The organism is Reinekea forsetii (genome assembly GCF_002795845.1).
Lineage (GTDB): Bacteria > Pseudomonadota > Gammaproteobacteria > Pseudomonadales > Natronospirillaceae > Reinekea > Reinekea forsetii.
The window spans coordinates 2,043,114-2,062,189 of the sequence record NZ_CP011797.1; the positions used below are offsets into that span (position 1 = coordinate 2,043,114).

General features: G+C 45.7%; 18 protein-coding genes. 1 reads left to right on the forward strand and 17 read right to left on the reverse strand.

The features are described from left to right. Positions 1 to 880: 880 nt before the first annotated feature. From REIFOR_RS09525 to REIFOR_RS09610, 17 genes are all read right to left on the reverse strand, one after another. Positions 881 to 2,155, reverse strand: coding sequence for an ATP-grasp domain-containing protein (locus REIFOR_RS09525; RefSeq protein ID WP_100257330.1), 1,275 nt, complete (start codon positions 2,153 to 2,155; stop codon positions 881 to 883). Then, positions 2,152 to 3,108 carry a DMT family transporter gene (locus tag REIFOR_RS09530; RefSeq protein WP_100257331.1) on the reverse strand — a complete coding sequence of 319 codons (957 nt, stop codon included), beginning with the start codon at positions 3,106 to 3,108 and terminating at the stop codon, positions 2,152 to 2,154. The genes REIFOR_RS09525 and REIFOR_RS09530 overlap by 4 nt, the downstream gene beginning before the upstream one ends. Next, positions 3,105 to 3,743: a phosphoribosylanthranilate isomerase gene (locus REIFOR_RS09535; RefSeq protein WP_158524344.1), complete on the reverse strand. Its 639-nt coding sequence runs from the start codon at positions 3,741 to 3,743 to the stop codon at positions 3,105 to 3,107. The genes REIFOR_RS09530 and REIFOR_RS09535 overlap by 4 nt, the downstream gene beginning before the upstream one ends. Next, on the reverse strand, positions 3,736 to 4,536 hold the full coding sequence (gene trpA, locus REIFOR_RS09540; RefSeq protein ID WP_100257333.1) for a tryptophan synthase subunit alpha: 801 nt from the start codon (positions 4,534 to 4,536) through the stop codon (positions 3,736 to 3,738). The genes REIFOR_RS09535 and trpA overlap by 8 nt, the downstream gene beginning before the upstream one ends. Next, positions 4,533 to 5,780 (reverse strand): tryptophan synthase subunit beta, encoded by a 1,248-nt coding sequence (gene trpB / locus REIFOR_RS09545; protein WP_100257334.1) that lies wholly within the window; start codon positions 5,778 to 5,780, stop codon positions 4,533 to 4,535. Before trpB ends, trpA begins: the two co-directional genes overlap by 4 nt. Continuing rightward, positions 5,773 to 6,474, reverse strand: coding sequence for a B3/B4 domain-containing protein (locus REIFOR_RS09550; RefSeq protein ID WP_100257335.1), 702 nt, complete (start codon positions 6,472 to 6,474; stop codon positions 5,773 to 5,775). Before REIFOR_RS09550 ends, trpB begins: the two co-directional genes overlap by 8 nt. Then, positions 6,464 to 6,931 (reverse strand): DUF6917 domain-containing protein, encoded by a 468-nt coding sequence (locus REIFOR_RS09555; RefSeq protein WP_227003655.1) that lies wholly within the window; start codon positions 6,929 to 6,931, stop codon positions 6,464 to 6,466. The genes REIFOR_RS09550 and REIFOR_RS09555 overlap by 11 nt, the downstream gene beginning before the upstream one ends. Next, the gene (locus REIFOR_RS09560) at positions 6,918 to 7,850 is read right to left on the reverse strand and encodes a Gfo/Idh/MocA family protein (RefSeq protein ID WP_227003656.1); all 933 of its coding nucleotides are present in this window, start codon (positions 7,848 to 7,850) and stop codon (positions 6,918 to 6,920) included. Before REIFOR_RS09560 ends, REIFOR_RS09555 begins: the two co-directional genes overlap by 14 nt. Beyond that, entirely contained in the window at positions 7,847 to 8,923 is a 1,077-nt protein-coding gene (locus REIFOR_RS09565) for an Ldh family oxidoreductase (RefSeq protein ID WP_100257336.1), read from the reverse strand. Before REIFOR_RS09565 ends, REIFOR_RS09560 begins: the two co-directional genes overlap by 4 nt. 9 nt (positions 8,924 to 8,932) lie before the next feature. Beyond that, positions 8,933 to 10,243, reverse strand: a complete 1,311-nt coding sequence (locus tag REIFOR_RS09570; RefSeq protein WP_100257337.1) for a M20/M25/M40 family metallo-hydrolase — start codon at positions 10,241 to 10,243, stop codon at positions 8,933 to 8,935. Then, a complete protein-coding gene (locus REIFOR_RS09575; RefSeq protein ID WP_100257338.1) occupies positions 10,240 to 11,124 on the reverse strand; it encodes a sugar phosphate isomerase/epimerase family protein in 885 nt (294 codons plus the stop codon). Before REIFOR_RS09575 ends, REIFOR_RS09570 begins: the two co-directional genes overlap by 4 nt. Before the next feature lie 3 nt (positions 11,125 to 11,127). Further along, on the reverse strand, positions 11,128 to 12,261 hold the full coding sequence (locus REIFOR_RS09580; protein WP_100257339.1) for a DegT/DnrJ/EryC1/StrS family aminotransferase: 1,134 nt from the start codon (positions 12,259 to 12,261) through the stop codon (positions 11,128 to 11,130). 6 nt (positions 12,262 to 12,267) lie between these two features. After that, complete coding sequence (locus REIFOR_RS09585; protein WP_100257340.1) at positions 12,268 to 13,386, reverse strand: DegT/DnrJ/EryC1/StrS family aminotransferase; 1,119 nt, start codon at positions 13,384 to 13,386, stop codon at positions 12,268 to 12,270. Then, positions 13,386 to 14,450, reverse strand: a complete 1,065-nt coding sequence (locus REIFOR_RS09590) for a Gfo/Idh/MocA family protein (RefSeq protein WP_100257341.1) — start codon at positions 14,448 to 14,450, stop codon at positions 13,386 to 13,388. Before REIFOR_RS09590 ends, REIFOR_RS09585 begins: the two co-directional genes overlap by 1 nt. 62 nt (positions 14,451 to 14,512) lie before the next feature. After that, positions 14,513 to 15,289: an indole-3-glycerol phosphate synthase TrpC gene (trpC, locus tag REIFOR_RS09595; protein ID WP_100257342.1), complete on the reverse strand. Its 777-nt coding sequence runs from the start codon at positions 15,287 to 15,289 to the stop codon at positions 14,513 to 14,515. A 235-nt stretch (positions 15,290 to 15,524) separates the two neighbouring features. Further along, positions 15,525 to 16,388: an IS5 family transposase gene (locus tag REIFOR_RS09600; RefSeq protein WP_145980276.1), complete on the reverse strand. Its 864-nt coding sequence runs from the start codon at positions 16,386 to 16,388 to the stop codon at positions 15,525 to 15,527. A gap of 790 nt (positions 16,389 to 17,178) precedes the next feature. Beyond that, positions 17,179 to 17,361: a helix-turn-helix transcriptional regulator gene (locus tag REIFOR_RS09610; protein ID WP_100257345.1), complete on the reverse strand. Its 183-nt coding sequence runs from the start codon at positions 17,359 to 17,361 to the stop codon at positions 17,179 to 17,181. Positions 17,362 to 18,124: 763 nt separating this feature from the next. On the opposite strand from REIFOR_RS09610, the gene REIFOR_RS09615 reads away from it, so the two are divergent. Next, positions 18,125 to 19,066, forward strand: a complete 942-nt coding sequence (locus REIFOR_RS09615) for an integrase domain-containing protein (RefSeq protein WP_100257346.1) — start codon at positions 18,125 to 18,127, stop codon at positions 19,064 to 19,066. The last annotated feature ends 10 nt before the right edge of the window (positions 19,067 to 19,076 follow it).

Below are 19,076 nucleotides of genomic sequence, written 5' to 3' on the forward strand. Positions count from 1 at the left end.
GCCATCCCTAGGGCTCATTCATCATCCACACTCGCGCTTAAGTTGTCAATTTGATCTATCCCAAGGCGCCGGTGTGGATAAATAGTGACATAGCACTGAGAGTCCCTACCAAATCATTCTCCATATACCCTGCCCGCCCGAGATATGATCTCAAAGTTTGAACAACTGCCCGAGTTTGTACCCAACATAGAGATTGTTAGCTTAGATTGCGGCCATTGGATACAGCAAGAAAAGCCTGAAGAGACCACACAGGCAATTATTAGTTGGTTGGGCAAGAAGGTTAATGAAAGTTTTAGCGATAGGAAGGACTACACATCAGCACCCGACAAATCGTCATACTGAATGTCAGGTCTGACCCACTTAGGCCTGAACAAATTGGGGGTTAGAACCCCACTTTAGAAGTCGAATGAGCGTGAGCGCAAATTCAACAACTTTATAGTTTAGATTTGCATTCCAAGGTAGGGTTCTGTGAACATCCCTGCCTAATGTGACACTTACTTGGGTCCTGCGGTTTTCAGTCCAAAAAGGACACTGTCGTTCGTAAGTTTTTGATTTCAGCTTTCAAGAGCCAATTGCCCACATACCAAAAATAAATAATACCCTTCTGTATGACTTATGTTTAGCGGGCCGCTAGGGATTTCGTCCTTTTTGGACGGAAAAACCGCAGGACCTTTCAGAGTTTCAGAAAAGCAGCGCCCATGGTATAACCGTTAGACTTGTTGCTGCTTCTAACCCTCTAGATAACGCTCCAGATTTCTAACTGATTTTAACTCGGATTTAAGTTTGGCAATCTCTAGTCGATCATCCGGTGATTGAACGTCTTTCGCTGTTCCCTGAATATCAGCCCGCCACTGATTCAACGTTTTTGTACCAGTCTTTCTCAGTAAACGCCGAAGAAGTCGAGTTTAGCTCCTCGAGTTTCTAAAGGTTTACTAAAAGTAATTCGGTACCGTTCAATGATATCTTTTATGAGTTCAAGTTGATCATTCTGGCTTTTCCCTTCAATTAAGAAAGTGCCACCAGTGTGAATATAGCCACCAGACTGATCAACGCGGTCGGCTTTCTGGGGCAACCTTGCCTCAATTAAGCCAGGCAACAACCCTTGCTTTGAGAATTCCACCGATTCAACCACGCAATGTTTAGCGGCTGGCACTGGGAACAGCAGCCAACCATACAAATGGTTGTTGGGCTGGCAGCTTTCGAGTCGCGGTATGTCTAAAAAACCATTCATTTGGAGCTTTAGATTTTCTTCAAACAAGCTGATGCCCCATCGTTTCTCAATACAAGGCGCCACAAACGCCCCACCGACCCTTGCGCCTACTTCCAGAAAACGAACCTCACCTTGCGTGTCTATGAAAAGCTCTAAGTGAAATGGTCCATTCGGCAGTTCAAGCGCGGCCAGTGCTTTTTCGGCAAATGCATTGAGTTTTTGCTGACGCTCTTCATCGTCCACCATCATTACGCCAACTGGTGAGCCGTTAGCAAATGCATAGCAACTGTTGTAGTACTGATAAACCTGACAAAAGACGATTTTCAAGTCATTCATAAATCCATCAAGATGAAAAATGCTTCCAGAGATGAACTGTTCCGCTTCGTAATAGGGTAATTGGTCACCGATGTCTTTAAGGTCGGCATGCAACTCATTCTCGTCACAGGCTATCTTTACACCTTTGGAACTGGCGCCATCCAATGGTTTAAGAACCACGGGATAACCAAATTTCTCCACAATTTGCTGTGCGTTGTTTGCAACGGTAAATTCCGGTACCGCTATCTTTCTGTGTTGTAAGATTTCTTTCATTAGAATTTTGTTACGAAACCGGGCCAATTCTGTTTCCCGGACACCGCCTATGTTCAGTTCATCACGTAACTGCGATGCCAGTAATATATCTTCTTCATTGAGTGCGATAATCCTGTCTACCGGTTTCTGGGTACGCAAACGTCGAACCGTTTCCTTAATCAGATCTGAGAGATCCAACGACGGAAGTTCAATTATGTCGGCGTTTAGGTACTCTTCCTCATGCAAGCCCTGTTTGCTGTTTCCGTCAATAATGTAATGAACCTGATGTTGAGTATGGTCAATGACACCATGGTAGTTTGTTTTCGGTGCATTCCAATTCCAGCCATAAAACCGACGATTGATAATAACAACATTCATACATCACCTCCTTTGATACTTTGCTTTCCAAATGGGTTTCGAACTCTATTCGCGGCAGACTGAAGCGTTTGTACTGGTGTAATCACGAAAATCAATCCGGCAATGACAACCATAATGCCACCGATAATCGGCACTGTAATGACTTCACCCAATAACGCACTTGATAGAATAAGTGCCGTCACCGGCATAACAACTGTAAAAACACCTGCTGTCGTGGCGTCTACTTTATCTACCCCTCTAAACCACAACACAAATGAAATGATATTGACAAATACGGCTGTGTATACGATAAGCAACCAGTCACTGGCCTGAACTGAACTCAGGTCAAACGAACGTAAGTCATAGAGACCTAAGGGCAAAAATAAGACGGCACCTATCACACACAAATACACATTGGAGGTGACTGGGTTTAATGCCTGATGGGTAAGCTTTTTCCGAAGCACCGTAAACAGTGCCTCACACACAACCGCTAACAGTACGAGGCCGATGCCAATCAACGCTTGCCAATTATTGCTCATCATTATTTCTGAAGACTGACACAATGCGACGCCAACGACACATAGTCCAATGCCAGTAGAAACTACGACGCCCACTTTTTCACGCAGCATGACAATGGATAGCAGAGCAATCACGACCGGGGTTAAGGCTATAAGAATTCCGGCCATTGACGCTGAAGACCAATATAGACCATAAAGAAAAAATACTCTAAACAACACCACGCCGAACAGAGTCTGCAAAAACAGATATTTGAATTGCGGCCAGTTTAGCACTGGTAGCCGACCAACGATGATCAGATGAATGGCTGTCATTCCGACGGCCGCCATTGACAAGGTCAGTACACTGGACAACATGACCGGAAAAATCTCGATCACTTTTTTTCCTACAACTGACAAGCTCCCGACGATCATCATCGCAAGAGTCAGCTCTATATAGGCTGTCGTTTTTAGGTTCATTTAGGGCTCCCATTAGTGGCACCACGAACTTCTTTTATGAAGGAAATTACTTTTTCAATCGATTTATGGCCGGGCTTTCCGTCTGCTTCGACGCCAGAACACACATCGACCACGGCGGGGTGCAATAGGCGTACGTGCTCGGAAACATTTGCGGGCGAAAGCCCCCCTGCCAACCAAGCTTTCGACAAGTTGATTTCTACTCCTGTATGCAGGTGCGTTCCCCAATCAAACGTTTCTCCATGCCCAGCGCCTGGGTCCAGTAAGTGAGCTTTTAAATTACTGTGCTCAGTGCACTGCGATCTCTGTAACCACGTAAATGGGTGCAGGCGTTGTACAACTGGGCGATCCAGCAACTTCACAAGGTCACCGTCTTGTTCTCCATGCAATTGCACGATATCTACCGGAAACTCTTTCAGTATGGACTGTATGAACGTAAGCGATTGATTCATGAATACCGCCACAGATTTCGTTGCTTTGGGCACATGGTTCAACAGACCCAGACAGCTGCGTTCGGTTAGCTGCCGCTTTGACCCCTCAACAAATATAAAGCCCATATACTCAATACCCTGTTCGCCAAGGGCCACGACATCTTGCGGTTGCGTTATCCCGCAAACCTTTATGGCAACGTTATTCATAAGCCGAAATCTCACGTAAAAATACGGCCGCATTGTCAATGGCGGATTCTGGCTCACTGATTTGTTTGATCAACGCGCTTCCGACAATGACCCCGTCGACATTTTTTGCTGCCTGAGAGACCTGTTCCGCGTGACCAATACCAAACCCCAACGCGATTGGTGTATCGGTATATTGTCGAATACGTGCGCACAGTGACGCCACATTATCGGGTACATTTTGTCGTTGCCCGGTGACACCAGTAACCGATATGAGGTAGATAAACCCACTGGCGCTTTGGGCGATTTTCTTGATTCTTTCGTCGGACAGATTAGGAGCAACGAAGTGAATAAGGTGAATATGTGCGTTGTCCAACAAAACTTTTAACGTCTTACTTTCTTCCAATGGTAAATCCGGCACGACCACTCCACGTACGCCAACGAATCGACACTTTTCAACAAAGTGCTCTAATCCCATTTGCAGCAATATGTTGTAATAGGTCATGATCACCAACGAGGCCGTGCACTCGCTATCGGCGTATCCGGTCAAAATTTCGAAGGTTTTTTCAGGCGTCATTCCCCGCTCCAGCGCGGCCTGCGATGATGCTTGTATCACAGGCCCATCGGCTAGCGGATCACTGTAGGGAATGCCAACTTCGATAATGTCTGCGCCGTTATCAGACAAGGTTTGCAGCAAACGCAACGACAGGTTTTCTTCGGGATAACCCATAGTCAAAAACGGCATGATCGCGGCTCGATGCCTTTTCTTAGCGTTGATAAATGCCTGGTCAAGTTCATTTATAAATTGTGCTTTCATTTGGCATCCCCGTGTTGGCTTCGCTCGAATATCGCCATCATATCTTTATCGCCGCGACCACTGATGTTAACAATGACGCGATCCTGTTCGTTGAATGTCGTTGAAAGTTGCACGAGACCGGCAATGGCGTGGGCACTTTCTAATGCTGGTATAATGCCTTCCGTTCGGGTTAAAAGCTTAAGACCCGCCAGGGCTTGTTCATCATCTGCACTGTAGTATTCTGCACGCCCCTGTTGCCACAGTTGCGCATGCTCTGGACCGACCATGGCGTAGTCAAGTCCGGGTGCAATACTGTGTGTTTCCTGAATCTGACCTTCCGCATTTTGCAAAACAAAGGAATAGCATCCCTGTAGGACGCCCGGCTTTGGTTGAACACCCTTGGCAAGTCGAACCGAATGCTGGCCAGATTCAATTCCTTTGCCTGCGGCTTCGATGCCAATCAACCGCACTGACGGTTCGTCAATGAAGGTATGAAACAAGCCAATCGCATTGGAACCGCCACCGACACAAGCCACCACTGCCGTAGGCAACTCACCCGGGAACTTAGATTGAAATGCTTGCTTTGCTTCAATACCGATTATTTTTTGAAACTCACGGACAATTTTCGGGTATGGGTGGGGTCCTAATGCAGACCCTAACAGGTAGTATGTGTTGTCAACGTTAGTCACCCAGTCGCGAATAGCTTCGTTAATAGCGTCTTTCAGTGTTTTCGTCCCATTTTCAACCGGGACAACTTTTGCACCAAGCAATTCCATGCGAAATACATTGAGCTTTTGACGCTCTACGTCGACTGACCCAATATAGATAGTACAGTCCAGTCCCAGTAAAGCGCATACGGTCGCGGTGGCGACACCATGTTGACCTGCGCCGGTTTCCGCTATGATACGATGCTTTCCCATGCGTTTTGCGAGCAATGCCTGACCCAGTGCATTGTTGATTTTATGTGCTCCGGTGTGGGCGAGGTCTTCCCGCTTTAACCAGATCTGAAACCCAAGTTCATCCGATAGGTTTTTCGCATAAGTTAACGGTGTCGGACGTCCCACATATGTTGCCAACAAATTAGAGAGTTCGTCGCGGAAATCGGCCTGTTGTGTAATTGCCTCTATTTGACGGATTAACTCATCAATGGCCGGCATTAAGGTTTCTGGAATAAAACAGCCGCCATAGGCATCATAATACGCGCTCATGTCACTGAAACTCGCGTAACCTTTTTCACTGGGTGTTAACTGTTGTTGTTTAGTCATGTTTATCTCGAATCATTTCTAAGTTATGGACGGCTCGCATGAGCCCTGTCACTGTATCATCACGACTCACACCCGGAACCTGACAAGCTAACAGCCAAACCGTTTTGGTTTTTTCGCTGATAGCCTGTGCCTGGCTGTCGCGTACGGAAAATATTGAGAGTATTTTTTTTTGGTCACGCAACACCATTAAACCGTCAGCCAATTCCTCGGCTTTCTCCGCACCGAGGCCTAAAAAGCTTTCTCCTGCACGGCTGAAGCTCAATTGAAGTTCACCTTCGACACAAGCAGCGTCGAATACGCCCAAAGATACTTCTGTTTGCAGTGCAGCCACATTGACTGCGTCGACAATCGGGTTAATACGCGGTAAGCGCGGTGCCTCGTTAGTCAGACATCGCGTAATCAGATTTGCGACGGACGGCGGATTTTTTTTGACTTTCAATCCGAGGGCCGTCATAAACTCAGCGTATGGCTGTTGCTTTACTGAATTGAGTACGTCACTGCGTGACTTGCCGATCCAGCGTTGGTGCAATTGCTCGATTTCCGCTTCCCAACTGACATTGGTCAGTGTTTCAAATGATAATTTGACACCCAACACGTGAACACCTGGGAAACGTTTCGCCACCGTTTCTGAATTTGAAATAGTGAGGGGATTCACCGTCATTGTCGGCCTGCTTTGAGTCATATCAACTGTCATTCTTTCCCTCCAACGACCGTGCTTCAGTCATGGTCCCATCATTGAAAGAAATGCGCTGCGCTAGCGTTAACTCTAAGTCAGTCGCGCAGAGAAGCGTCTCCGTTTCAATTAAAATATTGTAGTGATTTGGAAAGTGACAGTCATCGAAGCCTGCTATAGTTCCGATGACGTTGCCGTTGACCGTAACATGATCTCCTCTTTCAAGAACACCGGCATTCAAAATTTCAACAAACCCAAGAAAGCCCACTTGGTCAACGCGATCACCGGTAGCCAACGACTTGTGAGTGGTTGTCACCAGCTCATGAACTTCCCCGGTTCGCACACATCGGGAGGCAAATTCAATAACCGTCATTCCACGACTTTCTTGTTTGTGGAACAGCTTTTTAACAACCTGGCTTTGAACGTCCGTTTTCAACGCCTCGGTCTCTTGATGCGTTGTTGATTCAGACGACTGCATGAGTTACTTCCTGTTCATCTATCTGATAACAATGATTCACCAGTGCAACAGCAGCTTGCCCTTCTTCCCCTTGACCCCGATTTTCTTGAATATGCACAGCGAAGTCGTCAATAACCCGAGCGTATTCATGAAACAAAGACGACTTAAATGATACGCTTCCTTGCAACATATCACCGGTCAACTGTCGCCCATCCTTCATTGTGTAAACCACACGCTTGTCTTCGCCATGTGGGTATGCCCAATCCAAATACGTTGTCGCGGTCAGGCCTTGATCGTTGCGCAGTTCAACCTCTGCTTCGATGTCGATATTCCGATCGTCGCGGACAATGGACGCGCGAGTGACAGACAGAGGACCGATCAACCACGCAAGGGTATCAAATGCGTTAGGGCCATTGTCGGCTACGCATCCACCACCACATTTGGTTGGGTCTAAATACCAGGTGTCGTTACCGGCGTGATCTTCTATTTTTTCGTTATAATATAAATCGACTTGAGCCACCTCGGACAAAGGTCCAACTTGAGATTTCAGATCAATTAACGGTTGATTGTATCGTCGATGGAATGCGGTAAAGAGTGTTTTACCCGCCTGTTTTGACGTGTTTTGCAAGATTATGGCTTCTTCCATATTCAGTGTCAGTGGCTTTTCACAACACACATGCTTACCCTTTAAGAGCGCTTCCCGACACACATCAAAATGCAAATCGTTCGGTAAATTAATAACCACGGCTTCTACATTCGGATCGTTTAATAATGATCGGTATTCTTGATAGACACGAACATCCGTTTTTGAAAATGGATCTGTTTTTTCCGTCTGCAAATCGCAAACAGCTGTAAGCTTCGCTGTGCGCGACTCTGGAAACGCCGAAATGTAATATTTGGCGATTACGCCGAGGCCGATCACACCGATTTTAATCATCATAATTCCTCCAATGGCATCATTTGGTGACTGGCAGCATACTCATTCAATTCTTTGAAAATCGTTACAGGTATTGGAATTCCCCGTTCTGCACGCTCAGCCCGGTTGTCATTATCTGGCTGTCCGGCATACTGCAGGGTGTCGAAGCCATCGAACGTTGGGACCGACAAATAGCCATCCAACATCTGCGCCATGGTTTGTTTAAATTCACTGGCAGGCATGAACGACGGTATGTTCATTACCAGAAAGAAATGCCCTACTTCATTTGTTTTGCCTTTCTGCCCAACCATTGGAACATCCGCTCCGGCTAAGACACCGCTCAGAATTTCAACCATAAGATTCAATCCGAATCCTTTATGACCTCCCGATGACTTTTTCCATCCCCCCAAACCGGGCAAATAAGCGGTGCCATTAAAGTAGGCTTCTGGATTTGAAACAGGTTCTCCCTTGTCATTACATAACCAATCTCCAGATACGTCGGCGTTTCTTGCATTCGCTTGTTTGATCTTGCCACTAGCACAGACCGTGGTACTCATGTCCAATAAAAAATTCGGCATGTTAGCGACAGGTGCTGCAAATGAAATTGGGTTTGTACCAAGAATAGGTTGTCGACTTCCCATCGCGTGAGCAACAGGGTCTGAACCTAAGTTGGTCATGGCCATACCGATCATGTCTTCCGCAAGTGCCATTTGAGCGTAATACCCTGCTGCACCAAAATGAGTACTGTTGCGGACACAAGCAATTCCGACACCATATTGTTTTGCTTTGTCCATGGCCATCTGCATTGCGTAATGACCTGCATTTAAACCAAGCATTTGATGCGCGTCCAGAGTGACGACAGCACCTTGATCACGCAATACTTCGATTTCTGCCGTACGACTTATGACACCTTCACTCAATCCCTTCACATAAAGTGACATTAAGTTAAGTACGCCATGCGTGTCCAAGCCTGCAAGATCGGCATACGACAATGTTGCTGATGCCTGCTTCGCCCTTTCTACATCAACACCTTCGTTGATCAGTGCAGTTTCTACAAAATGTCTTAACGGCTCAGCCGCTACAAGAATATCATTCATCTCTTATCCTTAAGCTGTTGGGATCTTTGCCTGTACGCGAGTGCGTTCAGGCAATGTAAATTCGTGATTGAACTGTGCGAGTAGTTGCACGATTGATTGACTGAAGCTTTCTAATTCATGAATGGAAATAAACTCGTCCGCGGTATGAGCTCCGTTCTCTTCCAGTGACCCAGGACCATACATGATGGAATAGGCGTCATGTTGCTGGCCCCACATTGCATCACAGGTAAAAGTTCGTTCATTATGTTTGTGTCGATTGATGCCAGCCCGATTCAACAGCGACTCTAATCTATGATCTCGGTTATCCAACACAGGCAAGCCTTTCTTAAGCCACCGGTACGTTAACGAGGTCGACAGCTGATCTATCGTGCGTTTAAACAAGGGAATGCCAGAAAAATCGCTCACGAATTTCGTCACCGCTTGATCATAGGCGCTACCGAATGCCTGCTCAGTTAGCTGCCCATCTTTTTGTAAACGATAGGAAAAGTTCATAAGCAGCTTGCCTTGGCCGTAAACACGGTTATGCATGCTCCCAGTGTGTAATCCAGCCACCGTCATTTTAACTTGATGTTTTTCCAGCTCAGGGGCCAGTGTTTTGCTAATTGATGTTGCCATCGCCGAGAGTAATAAGGTTGCATTGACAGCTGCTGATGGGCTGTCGTCTGTTGCGCTGTTGCCATCAACATTTATCTCAACAGTCATTGATGACGTAGAGGAATCAAAGTATTGACCTTCCGAAGGTATGACGAAGACATTTAAAGCACCATAGTAACTTTGGTCAAAAAGCATCCTTGTTCCATAAGTGCCCATCGCACCACCTTCCTCACCACCCACGACCTGTATTAGAATACCAATGCGCTGCGGTTTGTCGTTTTTTGCCAACCAGCGATCAATGGCGGCGAGAACGGCGACACCTGGTCCCTTGTTGTCAACCACTCCACGCCCTTCAATTCGATCTGTAGTTTGTTTTACGGGCAGTACCGGCCCAACGGTATCCATATGAAAGTTAAACATTATGGTACGTTCTCGGTTACGCCAATCCCCCAAGCCAAGCACCATTGACGGCTGGTTTGGAAAAAAAGGTGCCCCAACCTCTTGAACCTTTCGGCGTACTGAGGCTGGTAACTTATTGCTGTCTTGGCCGATAACTTCTGTTACCACCTCAAATCCCAATGCGACAGCCGCTTGAGTAAACTCCATATTTGCTTTGCTAAGATCTGACAGTGTTCCAGTTTCCATTGGAGAAACGGTATCTATCTCCAGGAGTCGAAGCAGTAGTTCCTGGTAGCTTGGCGTCAACACAGAATGAGCCATTTTCATATTGCTACCTCGGCAAAAGTTTTCGCACGTGATAGGTCGTTTTTTGCTTGCTGCAGCAATTCCAACGCTGCCTGCCCGTAAGCAATGTAATGTTCATTAATACCGTCAACATCCAGTTGGCGCCCTCCTTCATGTGCAATCATGTCAATATGGGGCTCGATGGAGAAGAGTCCGTTATAACCTAGCTTCAGTAACTGCTTAATGTTTTCGAGAAGGTGGACTGCACCCTTGCCTGGAAAGCAATAATCGATTTTGCCATTGGCAGTGCGAACGGCATCTTTGATATGCACATGTGCGATCGAGTCAAAGCAGGATGTTATAAAATCTTCAGGCGCATTTTGATAGGCTGGACCATTACCGAGATCTAACAACAACTGTAGCGATGGAGACGTTATTTCCTTGAGCATTATTTGTGTATTCTGTGCGTCGATTCCTGCCCAACCTGTACAGTTTTCGTGAAGGAGAACCAACCCACCTTGCGCAGCTCTGGCGGTTAGTCTTGTCAACCGTTCTAACACCCGATCCCGCCATTCATTGATTTCCAGGTAACCTTGCAGGTATGACATTACGCGTATGTGGCGACTACCGACGAAATGACTTAAATCAATCAGCCGTGCAAGCTCATCTTCTTCTTGTTCTAAGTCTGTATCGATCGATCGTTGCCAGTTGCCAATTCGAGAGGCTAGGCAATTAACTTGCAGCCCGGCGTCCGCTAATTGCTTGGCGACTGATTTTGCCAATACACCGCTAAGTTCATCCACGGGCATCCCGTCGATATTCCGAAGCTCCATAAACTGCCAATTCAATTGTTGATGTGCATCAATCTGCTGTGTCAGGTTTCGACCCGCTTCATCTGCGAGGCCAGATAAACGCTCAAGCATTGGTTACCCTTTATATGATTGTAAAGCAATAACGACCGACTCAACTTGCGTATCGGTAAGTTCCGGATAAATCGGTAGGGCGATCGCCTGTTGAGCAATTGTTTGCGAATTTGGGAAGTCATCGTCGATTTTTCGCCAATCAGCAAAGGCAGGTTGATCCGGCAATGGGTCGGGAAATCCGCGTTTACTTTCTATCCCTTCTCTCCGTAGATGGTCAGCTAATGCTTGAGGGGATTCTGTTAAAAGTACGTAGCTGTATGGGACGTTCTTCACGTCACCAAGTGAAATATCACTCTGCTGACGACGCCAGCCCAATCTATCAATAACCGCATCGTACTGTTCAACAATCGCGTTTCGACGCTGATTCTGTTCTTCCAACTTGGTAAGTTTCTGCATCAGATAGGCTGCATTTATGTCGTCCATACGACTGTTATAACCCAAAACAAAATGGGTGAAACGGACTTGCCCATCTTGCCCATGATTGCGGTACATTGCGCATTTTCGATGTAACAATTTGTCATGTGTCACTAACATACCTGCGTCACCTAACCCACCTAGCGGCTTAGCCGGGAAGAAGGAGTACACACCAACATCTCCGATCAGTCCCGTGGGTGTTCCGTTAACACTGCCACCCAAGCAAGTAGCGCTGTCTTCTACTATCGAGATTGATGCAGGTAATTTAGATTTTAACGCCGCAACGTCCATTACTTGTCGATACAGGTGAACTGCAATAACAGCCTTCGTTCGTGAGGTGATTTTACACAAGACAGTTTCACTGTTTAGCATGAAGTCATTCTTGTTTACGTCCACGAATATTGGTGTGGCTCCGACCGATACAATTGCACTCGCCGTTGAAACATATGAGTATGCAGGAGTGATGACTTCATCTCCTGGACCTATGCCCAACGCTTTTAATGCGATGACCATACCCATTGAAGCTGAACTGACAGCAGCACAATGGACAGCTTTCTGAGTTGAATTGTGAAGTTGCAGATACTCCGCGATTGCCTTTTCAAATGAAACGACTGAATCTTTCAGTATAAACTGCCCTTTGGCACAGTGCGCCTCTATGAGTTCAGGCAGCCTATCTGGCAATGATTTGTATCTCTCGACATAGTTAAAAAATGAGATGGTCATGTCCAATTACTCCTTATAGAAATTTTGTATACATTGAACAATGTCATCAAGTTGATGCTGCTGCATTTCTGCATGCATTGGCAATCCCAAAGCACAGGTAGAAGCTTTTTCAGCTACTGGGAAATCGCCCTGGCGGTACCCTAAGTGTCGACAGATGGGCTGCATATGCAGAGGGATTGGGTAATAGGTTTCTGTTGTAATTCCTGCTAGTGCTAAGTGTTGAGCCAAAGCATCACGGTTATCTACCTCAATTAGATACACATAATCAACCCGATTTGCGTCATACCCACGACTGTTGAATATTGGCGTTTTTACCATTGGTGCTTGTGCGTTCAGACTTGTCGTTAGATAATCAGAATTTGCTGACCTTGCTTGTATGTTTTCCTCTAAAACCGAGAACCGGGACCGTAAAACCATCGCGTGCCACTCGTCCATTCGGCTATTAAAGCCAATTCGCTGAGCGATACCGGATTCGTCCCGCCCTAAATTACCAAGCTGTCGGCAAGCTTTCGCAAATTTGTCGTTGTTTGTGAGTATCATGCCTGCGTCACCGAGCGCCCCAAGTGTTTTAGTTGGAAAAAAAGATAAAACCCCACCTAAGCCGAAACCGCCTGCATGCACACCATTTTGATACATTCCAATGGCTTCGGCACTGTCTTCAAATATCAACAACTGATGCCGTTCAGCAACCTCCCGGATGCTCGGCATGTCTGCCATTTGACAAAACAAATGGACAGGCATGATCGCTTTCGTTTTAGGCGTTATTGCTGCTTCTATGGAAGTTGAATTCATGGCATAGGATTCCGCCTCGATATCTACAAACACGGGTGTCGCGCCAACATGTAATATGCAGGAAACCGAAGCAAAAAAGGAATAACAGGGAACGATAACTTCATCGCCAACCCCGACTCCCGCAGCGGTTAGGCCGATAATGAGAGCATCGGTACCATTGCCAACCGCGATCGCATTTTTGATTCCGGTAAACTGTTCCATTTCTCGTTCAAAGCTATCAACCTGGCTTCCATTTATGAGTTCGGTCTGCTGTATAATTTCCTTAAGTTGTGCTTTCCACTGTTGCTGGAAAAACATAATTTCCTGCTGATTTTCATAGAATGGTACAGCCATTAGGCGGTTTCCTTTAAGGACATTTCGGTCATAGGGTGACAGTTAACTTGAGTTCCTGAGCGTACGGATATATTTTTAGCGGCCTCAAGAATCTCAACTTTTTGCTCATTGAATCCGAGGTCCATTCCCGCAGGGCGGATCACTGAAAAGTTTTGCTGGCTCGCAATAAAGTACTGATAGGCTCTGATAAAACACAAGGTGAGAGGGTCATCTTCTATCAGTTGGTCTGAGTACAAAGTGCCAGTGGGTGTCACAATGGTTAACCGAGAGTAACTATCATCACCTCCAGACGGAAAGGCTACCTCTATTCTGTGACCGGTTGAAGTGAGCACATTGAGATAACGTTCCCTGGATGTGTGTATTAAACTGGAATGAAGCTGCGAAGTGATTCCATTGTCATGCCGCAGTGTCAGATCACCTTTGCCTAAATTCGGAATCACCATGTCCGGCATAATCATGTCTGATACTTGTGCCGACTCAACCACAGCAGCCCCACCCAAATACAGAGCTAGTGCGACTTGATGAGGCATTTCGATGTCGAATACGTGCTCACCACAGCGTTGTCGGGAGCGCATAAAGCGTGATTTATTCTGCACCACGGTAATATGACTAAGACGACCAAAGGCCTCGGAGTCCAGTAGCTCCTTTGCTTTAGTCACAGCGGCACTGCTTACCCAATTAGCAACGACCAGAATTTTAGCGCCATAGAACCGCTCTAGCGCTTTTAATTGCAATAGTTGCTCACGAGTCGAGACGGCTGGCTTCTCAACAATGATTTGGCGATACCCGCAATTTAATGCTGTCTTAATATTTTCAAAGTGTGAGGATGGTGGAGAACAGACATGCAATACGCAATACGCAGAATCTTCCTTGCTTATTGGCTGCAGTGCCGTCTGGAAAAGAACATTCTCGTATTCGATTTTTGCTCTTGGCTGCGCGTTGTCGATAGCAACGACCCCAGGATTAATAACATTACTCCAACCCATATCACGCATTTTTGAGATACAGTGATGATGCAAACTACGCCCAGCGAATCCATATCCGATGATTAATATTTTTAGCATACGATACCTGCATTCCTTTGTTCGTATCACCTACTGCCTAAAAGGCGATTCAAAACCTTGATTTAATCCATCATTATTTCGGAAATTTTCCCTGGAATATCTTCTTGACAAATAATGGACTCACCAATCAGCATGGCATTAAAACCAAGTGACTCCATGAAAAGAACATCCTCTCGAGTGTGGATACCACTTTCACTGACTGTGATTATATTATCTGGAATTAGCTCCATAAGCCGGCGTGTTTTCTCAAAATCGGTTTTAAACGTATCAAGATCCCTATTGTTAATACCAATAATCTCTGCACCGGCCTCAAGTGCTCTTTTAACATCAGATTCGTCGAATGTTTCAACCAAAGCGGACATTCCCAATTCATGCGTTTTCGCGATCAGATCTTTCAGTGTGTTTTGATCGAGTATTCGGACGATGAGTAACACCGCATCGGCATTAGAAGCACGAGCCTCATACAACTGATATTCCGAGGCAATAAAATCTTTAAACATCACCGGTACAGATATATCTGAGTTACTCGCGATGGAGCGTACAATTTCTGAACTTCCCGCAAAAAAATGCTCATCCCCCAAAACCGATATCGCGCTTACACCGGCCTTTTGATAGAGCTTTGCGATTTCAAGATGATTAAAGTTTTCTTTTAGAATTCCTTTCGAAGGTGATTTCTTTTTTACTTCCGCAATCAATGAAATATTAGCACCGGAAAGTGCGTGCTTGAAATTTCTGGGCGACCTTGCTTTTTTAATTTGCTGCTTAAGCTGTGAAATAGTCAATTGCTTTTCTTTACTTTCCGTTTCATGTTTTTTGTATGCGACAATATCATCTAACATTTATCACGTCCTTTTAAGTTAGTTTTCTAAATCTCAATGAGCGATTAATATGAGCAATACATAACCATGTCAAATACAATATCTTTCAGAAGGGCACCTCTATTAACTCGCTTTTACCCAGCGTTATTATTCGTTGTTTATTAATATTTCCGTAGGCACCATATTTTTGCGTAATTTACCGTTTTTAGTTCAATAAAGCTCAAAAACGACCTTTTAATGGCCTATTTTCGTTCATTTAGCAAATAACGGACGCACCTCTCCTTTGAAGACTGACCATTCGTCTCATATTGTAAGCCAAGTTCATCAGGCCAATTTTGACGGCCGCTCGTGTGTGGCCAATGGTTCGAACAAACATTCCGCCTTGTTCATTTTCCATCGATCCAAATACATGTTCAACACGAGCACGCGTCTTGGATTTCTTGCTGTTCATTTCTTGTTGTTTGACTGACAACGGCTTATTACGTCGGGCCTTTTTATGAACCTTGTTACGGTAACCCGACGCATAAAGTTCCAATGTACTCGCTTCACTTTGATAGGCGCTGTCTGCCCATACATCGGCCGAACTGTTGTCGGCTAGCAATTCGATAAAGACCTGACTGTCGTGAACTTCTGCAGAGGTGACATCATAGTCACGGATCAATTTGTTTTCATTATCGATGGCGACATGCACTTTATATCCAAAGTGAACTTCATTATTCTTCTTGGTCCACCGGGCATCAACGTCTTTCTGGCTGGCTTTATGGTTGTTTTCCGCAAAGCTTTCGGGGGTAATGCCGGCTTTAATGTCTTTGTTTTCTTCACGGGTATTACGTTGTCTGGGAGCTTCAATAAAACTTGCATCGACAATTTGGCCTTTGCGCGCCGCGAGGCCCTTCAGTTGCAGTTGATATTCAAAACCATGAAATAACTGCTTAACGATACCCTTTTTAGTCAGCCGCTCCCGAAATAACCAGATTGTTTTGGCATCGGGTACCCGATCCTCGGGCATCAATCCCAGAAATCGACAAAAGCTATACCGGTCTCGGATCTGAAATTCAGATTGGTCATCGCTGATGTTGTAGAGACTCTGGAGAGGTGCCCTAAAGTCAATTAAAGATATAACAAATAAATTCTCAGTAGGAGTCTATTTAGGGGGTAGGTGGGCTTTTGTCAAAGTATGAGTTTCCCAATCTACTAGTCCACACTAGCCATTAACAACTCCAAATTACAAAACGAGCGGCCACCATACAGAGACCAGGTGTGGTTGTTCAACCGGAAGGGCGAATTAGTTTGGAATAGATGAAATGGGTTCTTGGGGTTTTTCCATCCAAAAACGACAGAAGCCTATGGAGAGCCTGCCACCATTAGCCTGCAGGGGTTACGCGGAGATAACGACTGTGAGTAATAGCCTCTCTATTTTTAGCTGAGATTGAAAATGGGGGATTACACCCTAAGCCTGTATAAAGAAGACAAACGACTAAGCTCCATCATGATCGAAATAAACCGGCGCCTGTACCTGGATGATGCGTTTCAAGAAATCGACCCTGAGTTTACAACACTGCAGAGCTGTATAGACAATTTATACGGCCTTATAACGGCTGAGGCGAAAGTATCGCTACCATAAAAAAAGCCCGCAAGCACTAGGCTTACGGGCTTCTTAGAGTCCGAATGGAATTCGGGGGAACGGCTTACATCATGCCGCCCATACATTTTTAACTATCTGATTTAATTACCTATACACTCAACTTGCCAATCTGATACCCCTCATTATACCCCACCTGATCACTTAAGCTGTACTGACTCATGCTTGATCAGACACATTTACAATGGAATTGATCTTTGAGGTACTGTTGCCCTTTATTGGAAGGTTGCTAGGTTATTTATTTATAGAGTTATTCTTACACGGCTTGTTACGCCTGCTGCCTTGATTCAACCCACTGTATGATTGCACTTTCATGCCACCCCACCGAACGGGCACCCGTCAATTGTATTTGTTTCGGAAATTTTCCCTTGGCAATCTCCAGATAAATTGTTGAGCGAGATAACCCTGTTATTTCCTTTACTTCCCTCAATCTAAGAATTTTACAGCTCATTTCACGTCTCCGTTTTTGTGTATAGCGGTCTTATGCTATGCACAAAGACGGAGAAAACAATGAAATATCTGTTCATACCCGGAAGAACTTTTATCGCACAGAAAAACTGTTCGGCGGAATAGCCCGGCCATTCAGTACATTGAAAAAATGTACTTCACACCTTGAACGGTTTTTGAGGGTTACGGCTAAGGGTTTTATGTTCTAGTGGTGGCACTTATCTGTGGCAGCTACAGACTTAGCTGCAAGCGAGTCCTTCATGAGTAATTGGCATGAAGGCACATGGGTTCCAGTGGAACCAATGCCGTGAATGATTTGATCCCTGTTTAACCCATTAATCGGGGATCACATGCATTCACAAACACACCCTTCCATTAATCAACACACCTAAAAAGGAGGTGATGCCAGCAATAATGAGAAACCGGCAACGATGCGCTAACCCGTCTCTGTGGAGACTTTACACAGAGACGGGTCTGATAATTCGGCAATAATCGTAGTCCATACAATGCATTAGCAGCCACATCGCTGATACAAAAGCAGTAAAAACGCCGACACAGGCACCCATGCGACCAACGACTAAACCCTATTTAAAGGTTTGATCAATTGGCACAGTACACAACCCGCAGGCATTAACCCCTGTTCAGGTGCACCAAGCATGAGGAGCCAGTCATTTGCCCATGAGGTTTTAACCTCCGCAGGCTGAGCGGCTCAGCACAGCACGACCGGTGCTTAATCCGGTTTAACACTTACCAGTTTCAGGGTTTATATGGGCAACGTCGGCGGCAATCGTAATTATGGCTATGGCAAACAACTCGCATGGGCGGGTAAAAATGCGTTGGCTGATCGGTATGGTCAGGGTCATTTCAGTACCCGTGCAACCCATGAAGAACGCTGGAACCAATTCGTTCATTTTTTAAAGGATGAAGGAATTAACGATGCTAGAAAAATTACCCCGACCGTTCTGAACAAACATAATCAGCTTTTGAAAGAATTAGTTAGCAAGGGAGAAATGAGCGTGGCCTATGCTCAAAACCGGCTATCAACGGTGAATGTGATACTGGAAACAATGCGTAAAGATACCGTCCTGACGATCAAGCCCGCGCAGATTATAGGGCAACGTTCTCACGTCCGTTCAACCATTCCTGCAACGTTTAAAACGGACGTGTTAAAAGCCATCACCGTTAAACACGGTCAAAACCGGACGATGCTCATTGCTAAACTCACCCGTGATCTGGGTTTACGTTTTAAAGAAGCTTCTTTACTCGATACACGCAAAGCTCTCCGCCAGGCCAGGCAACACGGGCGTATTAATATTACCCAAGGCACCAAGGGCGGAAGAGGCAAAGGGTCAGACCGGTGGATACCCGTCAGTAACCAGTGTCTGCAAACCCTAAAAGCCGCCACTCTCATGCAGGGCAAAGAACAGAATTTAATTCCACCTGAAAGGAACTATAAAAAATGGCGAGTCCACCGGTATAACCAGTGGCGTGCCATGACAAACCAGACAACCATCAATGGTTTTCACGATATGCGAGCCGCCTATGCTTGCGAACGCTATCAAGCCATTACCGGCTATCCCGCTCCGGTCATTACCGGAAAACGACAAGCCGATAAAGCGCTGGATAAAAAAGCCCGCACCATTCTCGCCCAAGAATTAGGACACAATCGCACCGATGTGGTTGCAGCCTATATTGGCAGTAGTAAATAGCGTATTGAAT

Excerpts from the sequence above, each read along its gene's own strand:
- REIFOR_RS09615 (WP_100257346.1), top strand. The coding sequence starts at position 18,125 with ATGGGCAACGTCGGCGGCAATCGTAATTATGGCTATGGCAAACAACTC.
- REIFOR_RS09585 (WP_100257340.1), bottom strand. The coding sequence starts at position 13,386 with ATGGCTGTACCATTCTATGAAAATCAGCAGGAAATTATGTTTTTCCAG.
- REIFOR_RS09570 (WP_100257337.1), bottom strand. The coding sequence starts at position 10,243 with ATGAAAATGGCTCATTCTGTGTTGACGCCAAGCTACCAGGAACTACTG.
- REIFOR_RS09575 (WP_100257338.1), bottom strand. The coding sequence starts at position 11,124 with ATGCTTGAGCGTTTATCTGGCCTCGCAGATGAAGCGGGTCGAAACCTG.
- REIFOR_RS09525 (WP_100257330.1), bottom strand. The coding sequence starts at position 2,155 with ATGAATGTTGTTATTATCAATCGTCGGTTTTATGGCTGGAATTGGAAT.
- REIFOR_RS09590 (WP_100257341.1), bottom strand. The coding sequence starts at position 14,450 with ATGCTAAAAATATTAATCATCGGATATGGATTCGCTGGGCGTAGTTTG.
- REIFOR_RS09555 (WP_227003655.1), bottom strand. The coding sequence starts at position 6,931 with ATGCAGTCGTCTGAATCAACAACGCATCAAGAGACCGAGGCGTTGAAA.
- REIFOR_RS09580 (WP_100257339.1), bottom strand. The coding sequence starts at position 12,261 with ATGACCATCTCATTTTTTAACTATGTCGAGAGATACAAATCATTGCCA.
- REIFOR_RS09565 (WP_100257336.1), bottom strand. The coding sequence starts at position 8,923 with ATGAATGATATTCTTGTAGCGGCTGAGCCGTTAAGACATTTTGTAGAA.
- REIFOR_RS09530 (WP_100257331.1), bottom strand. The coding sequence starts at position 3,108 with ATGAACCTAAAAACGACAGCCTATATAGAGCTGACTCTTGCGATGATG.
- trpB (WP_100257334.1), bottom strand. The coding sequence starts at position 5,780 with ATGACTAAACAACAACAGTTAACACCCAGTGAAAAAGGTTACGCGAGT.
- REIFOR_RS09560 (WP_227003656.1), bottom strand. The coding sequence starts at position 7,850 with ATGATGATTAAAATCGGTGTGATCGGCCTCGGCGTAATCGCCAAATAT.
- REIFOR_RS09535 (WP_158524344.1), bottom strand. The coding sequence starts at position 3,743 with ATGAATAACGTTGCCATAAAGGTTTGCGGGATAACGCAACCGCAAGAT.
- trpA (WP_100257333.1), bottom strand. The coding sequence starts at position 4,536 with ATGAAAGCACAATTTATAAATGAACTTGACCAGGCATTTATCAACGCT.
- trpC (WP_100257342.1), bottom strand. The coding sequence starts at position 15,289 with ATGTTAGATGATATTGTCGCATACAAAAAACATGAAACGGAAAGTAAA.
- REIFOR_RS09550 (WP_100257335.1), bottom strand. The coding sequence starts at position 6,474 with ATGACAGTTGATATGACTCAAAGCAGGCCGACAATGACGGTGAATCCC.
- REIFOR_RS09610 (WP_100257345.1), bottom strand. The coding sequence starts at position 17,361 with ATGAGCTGTAAAATTCTTAGATTGAGGGAAGTAAAGGAAATAACAGGG.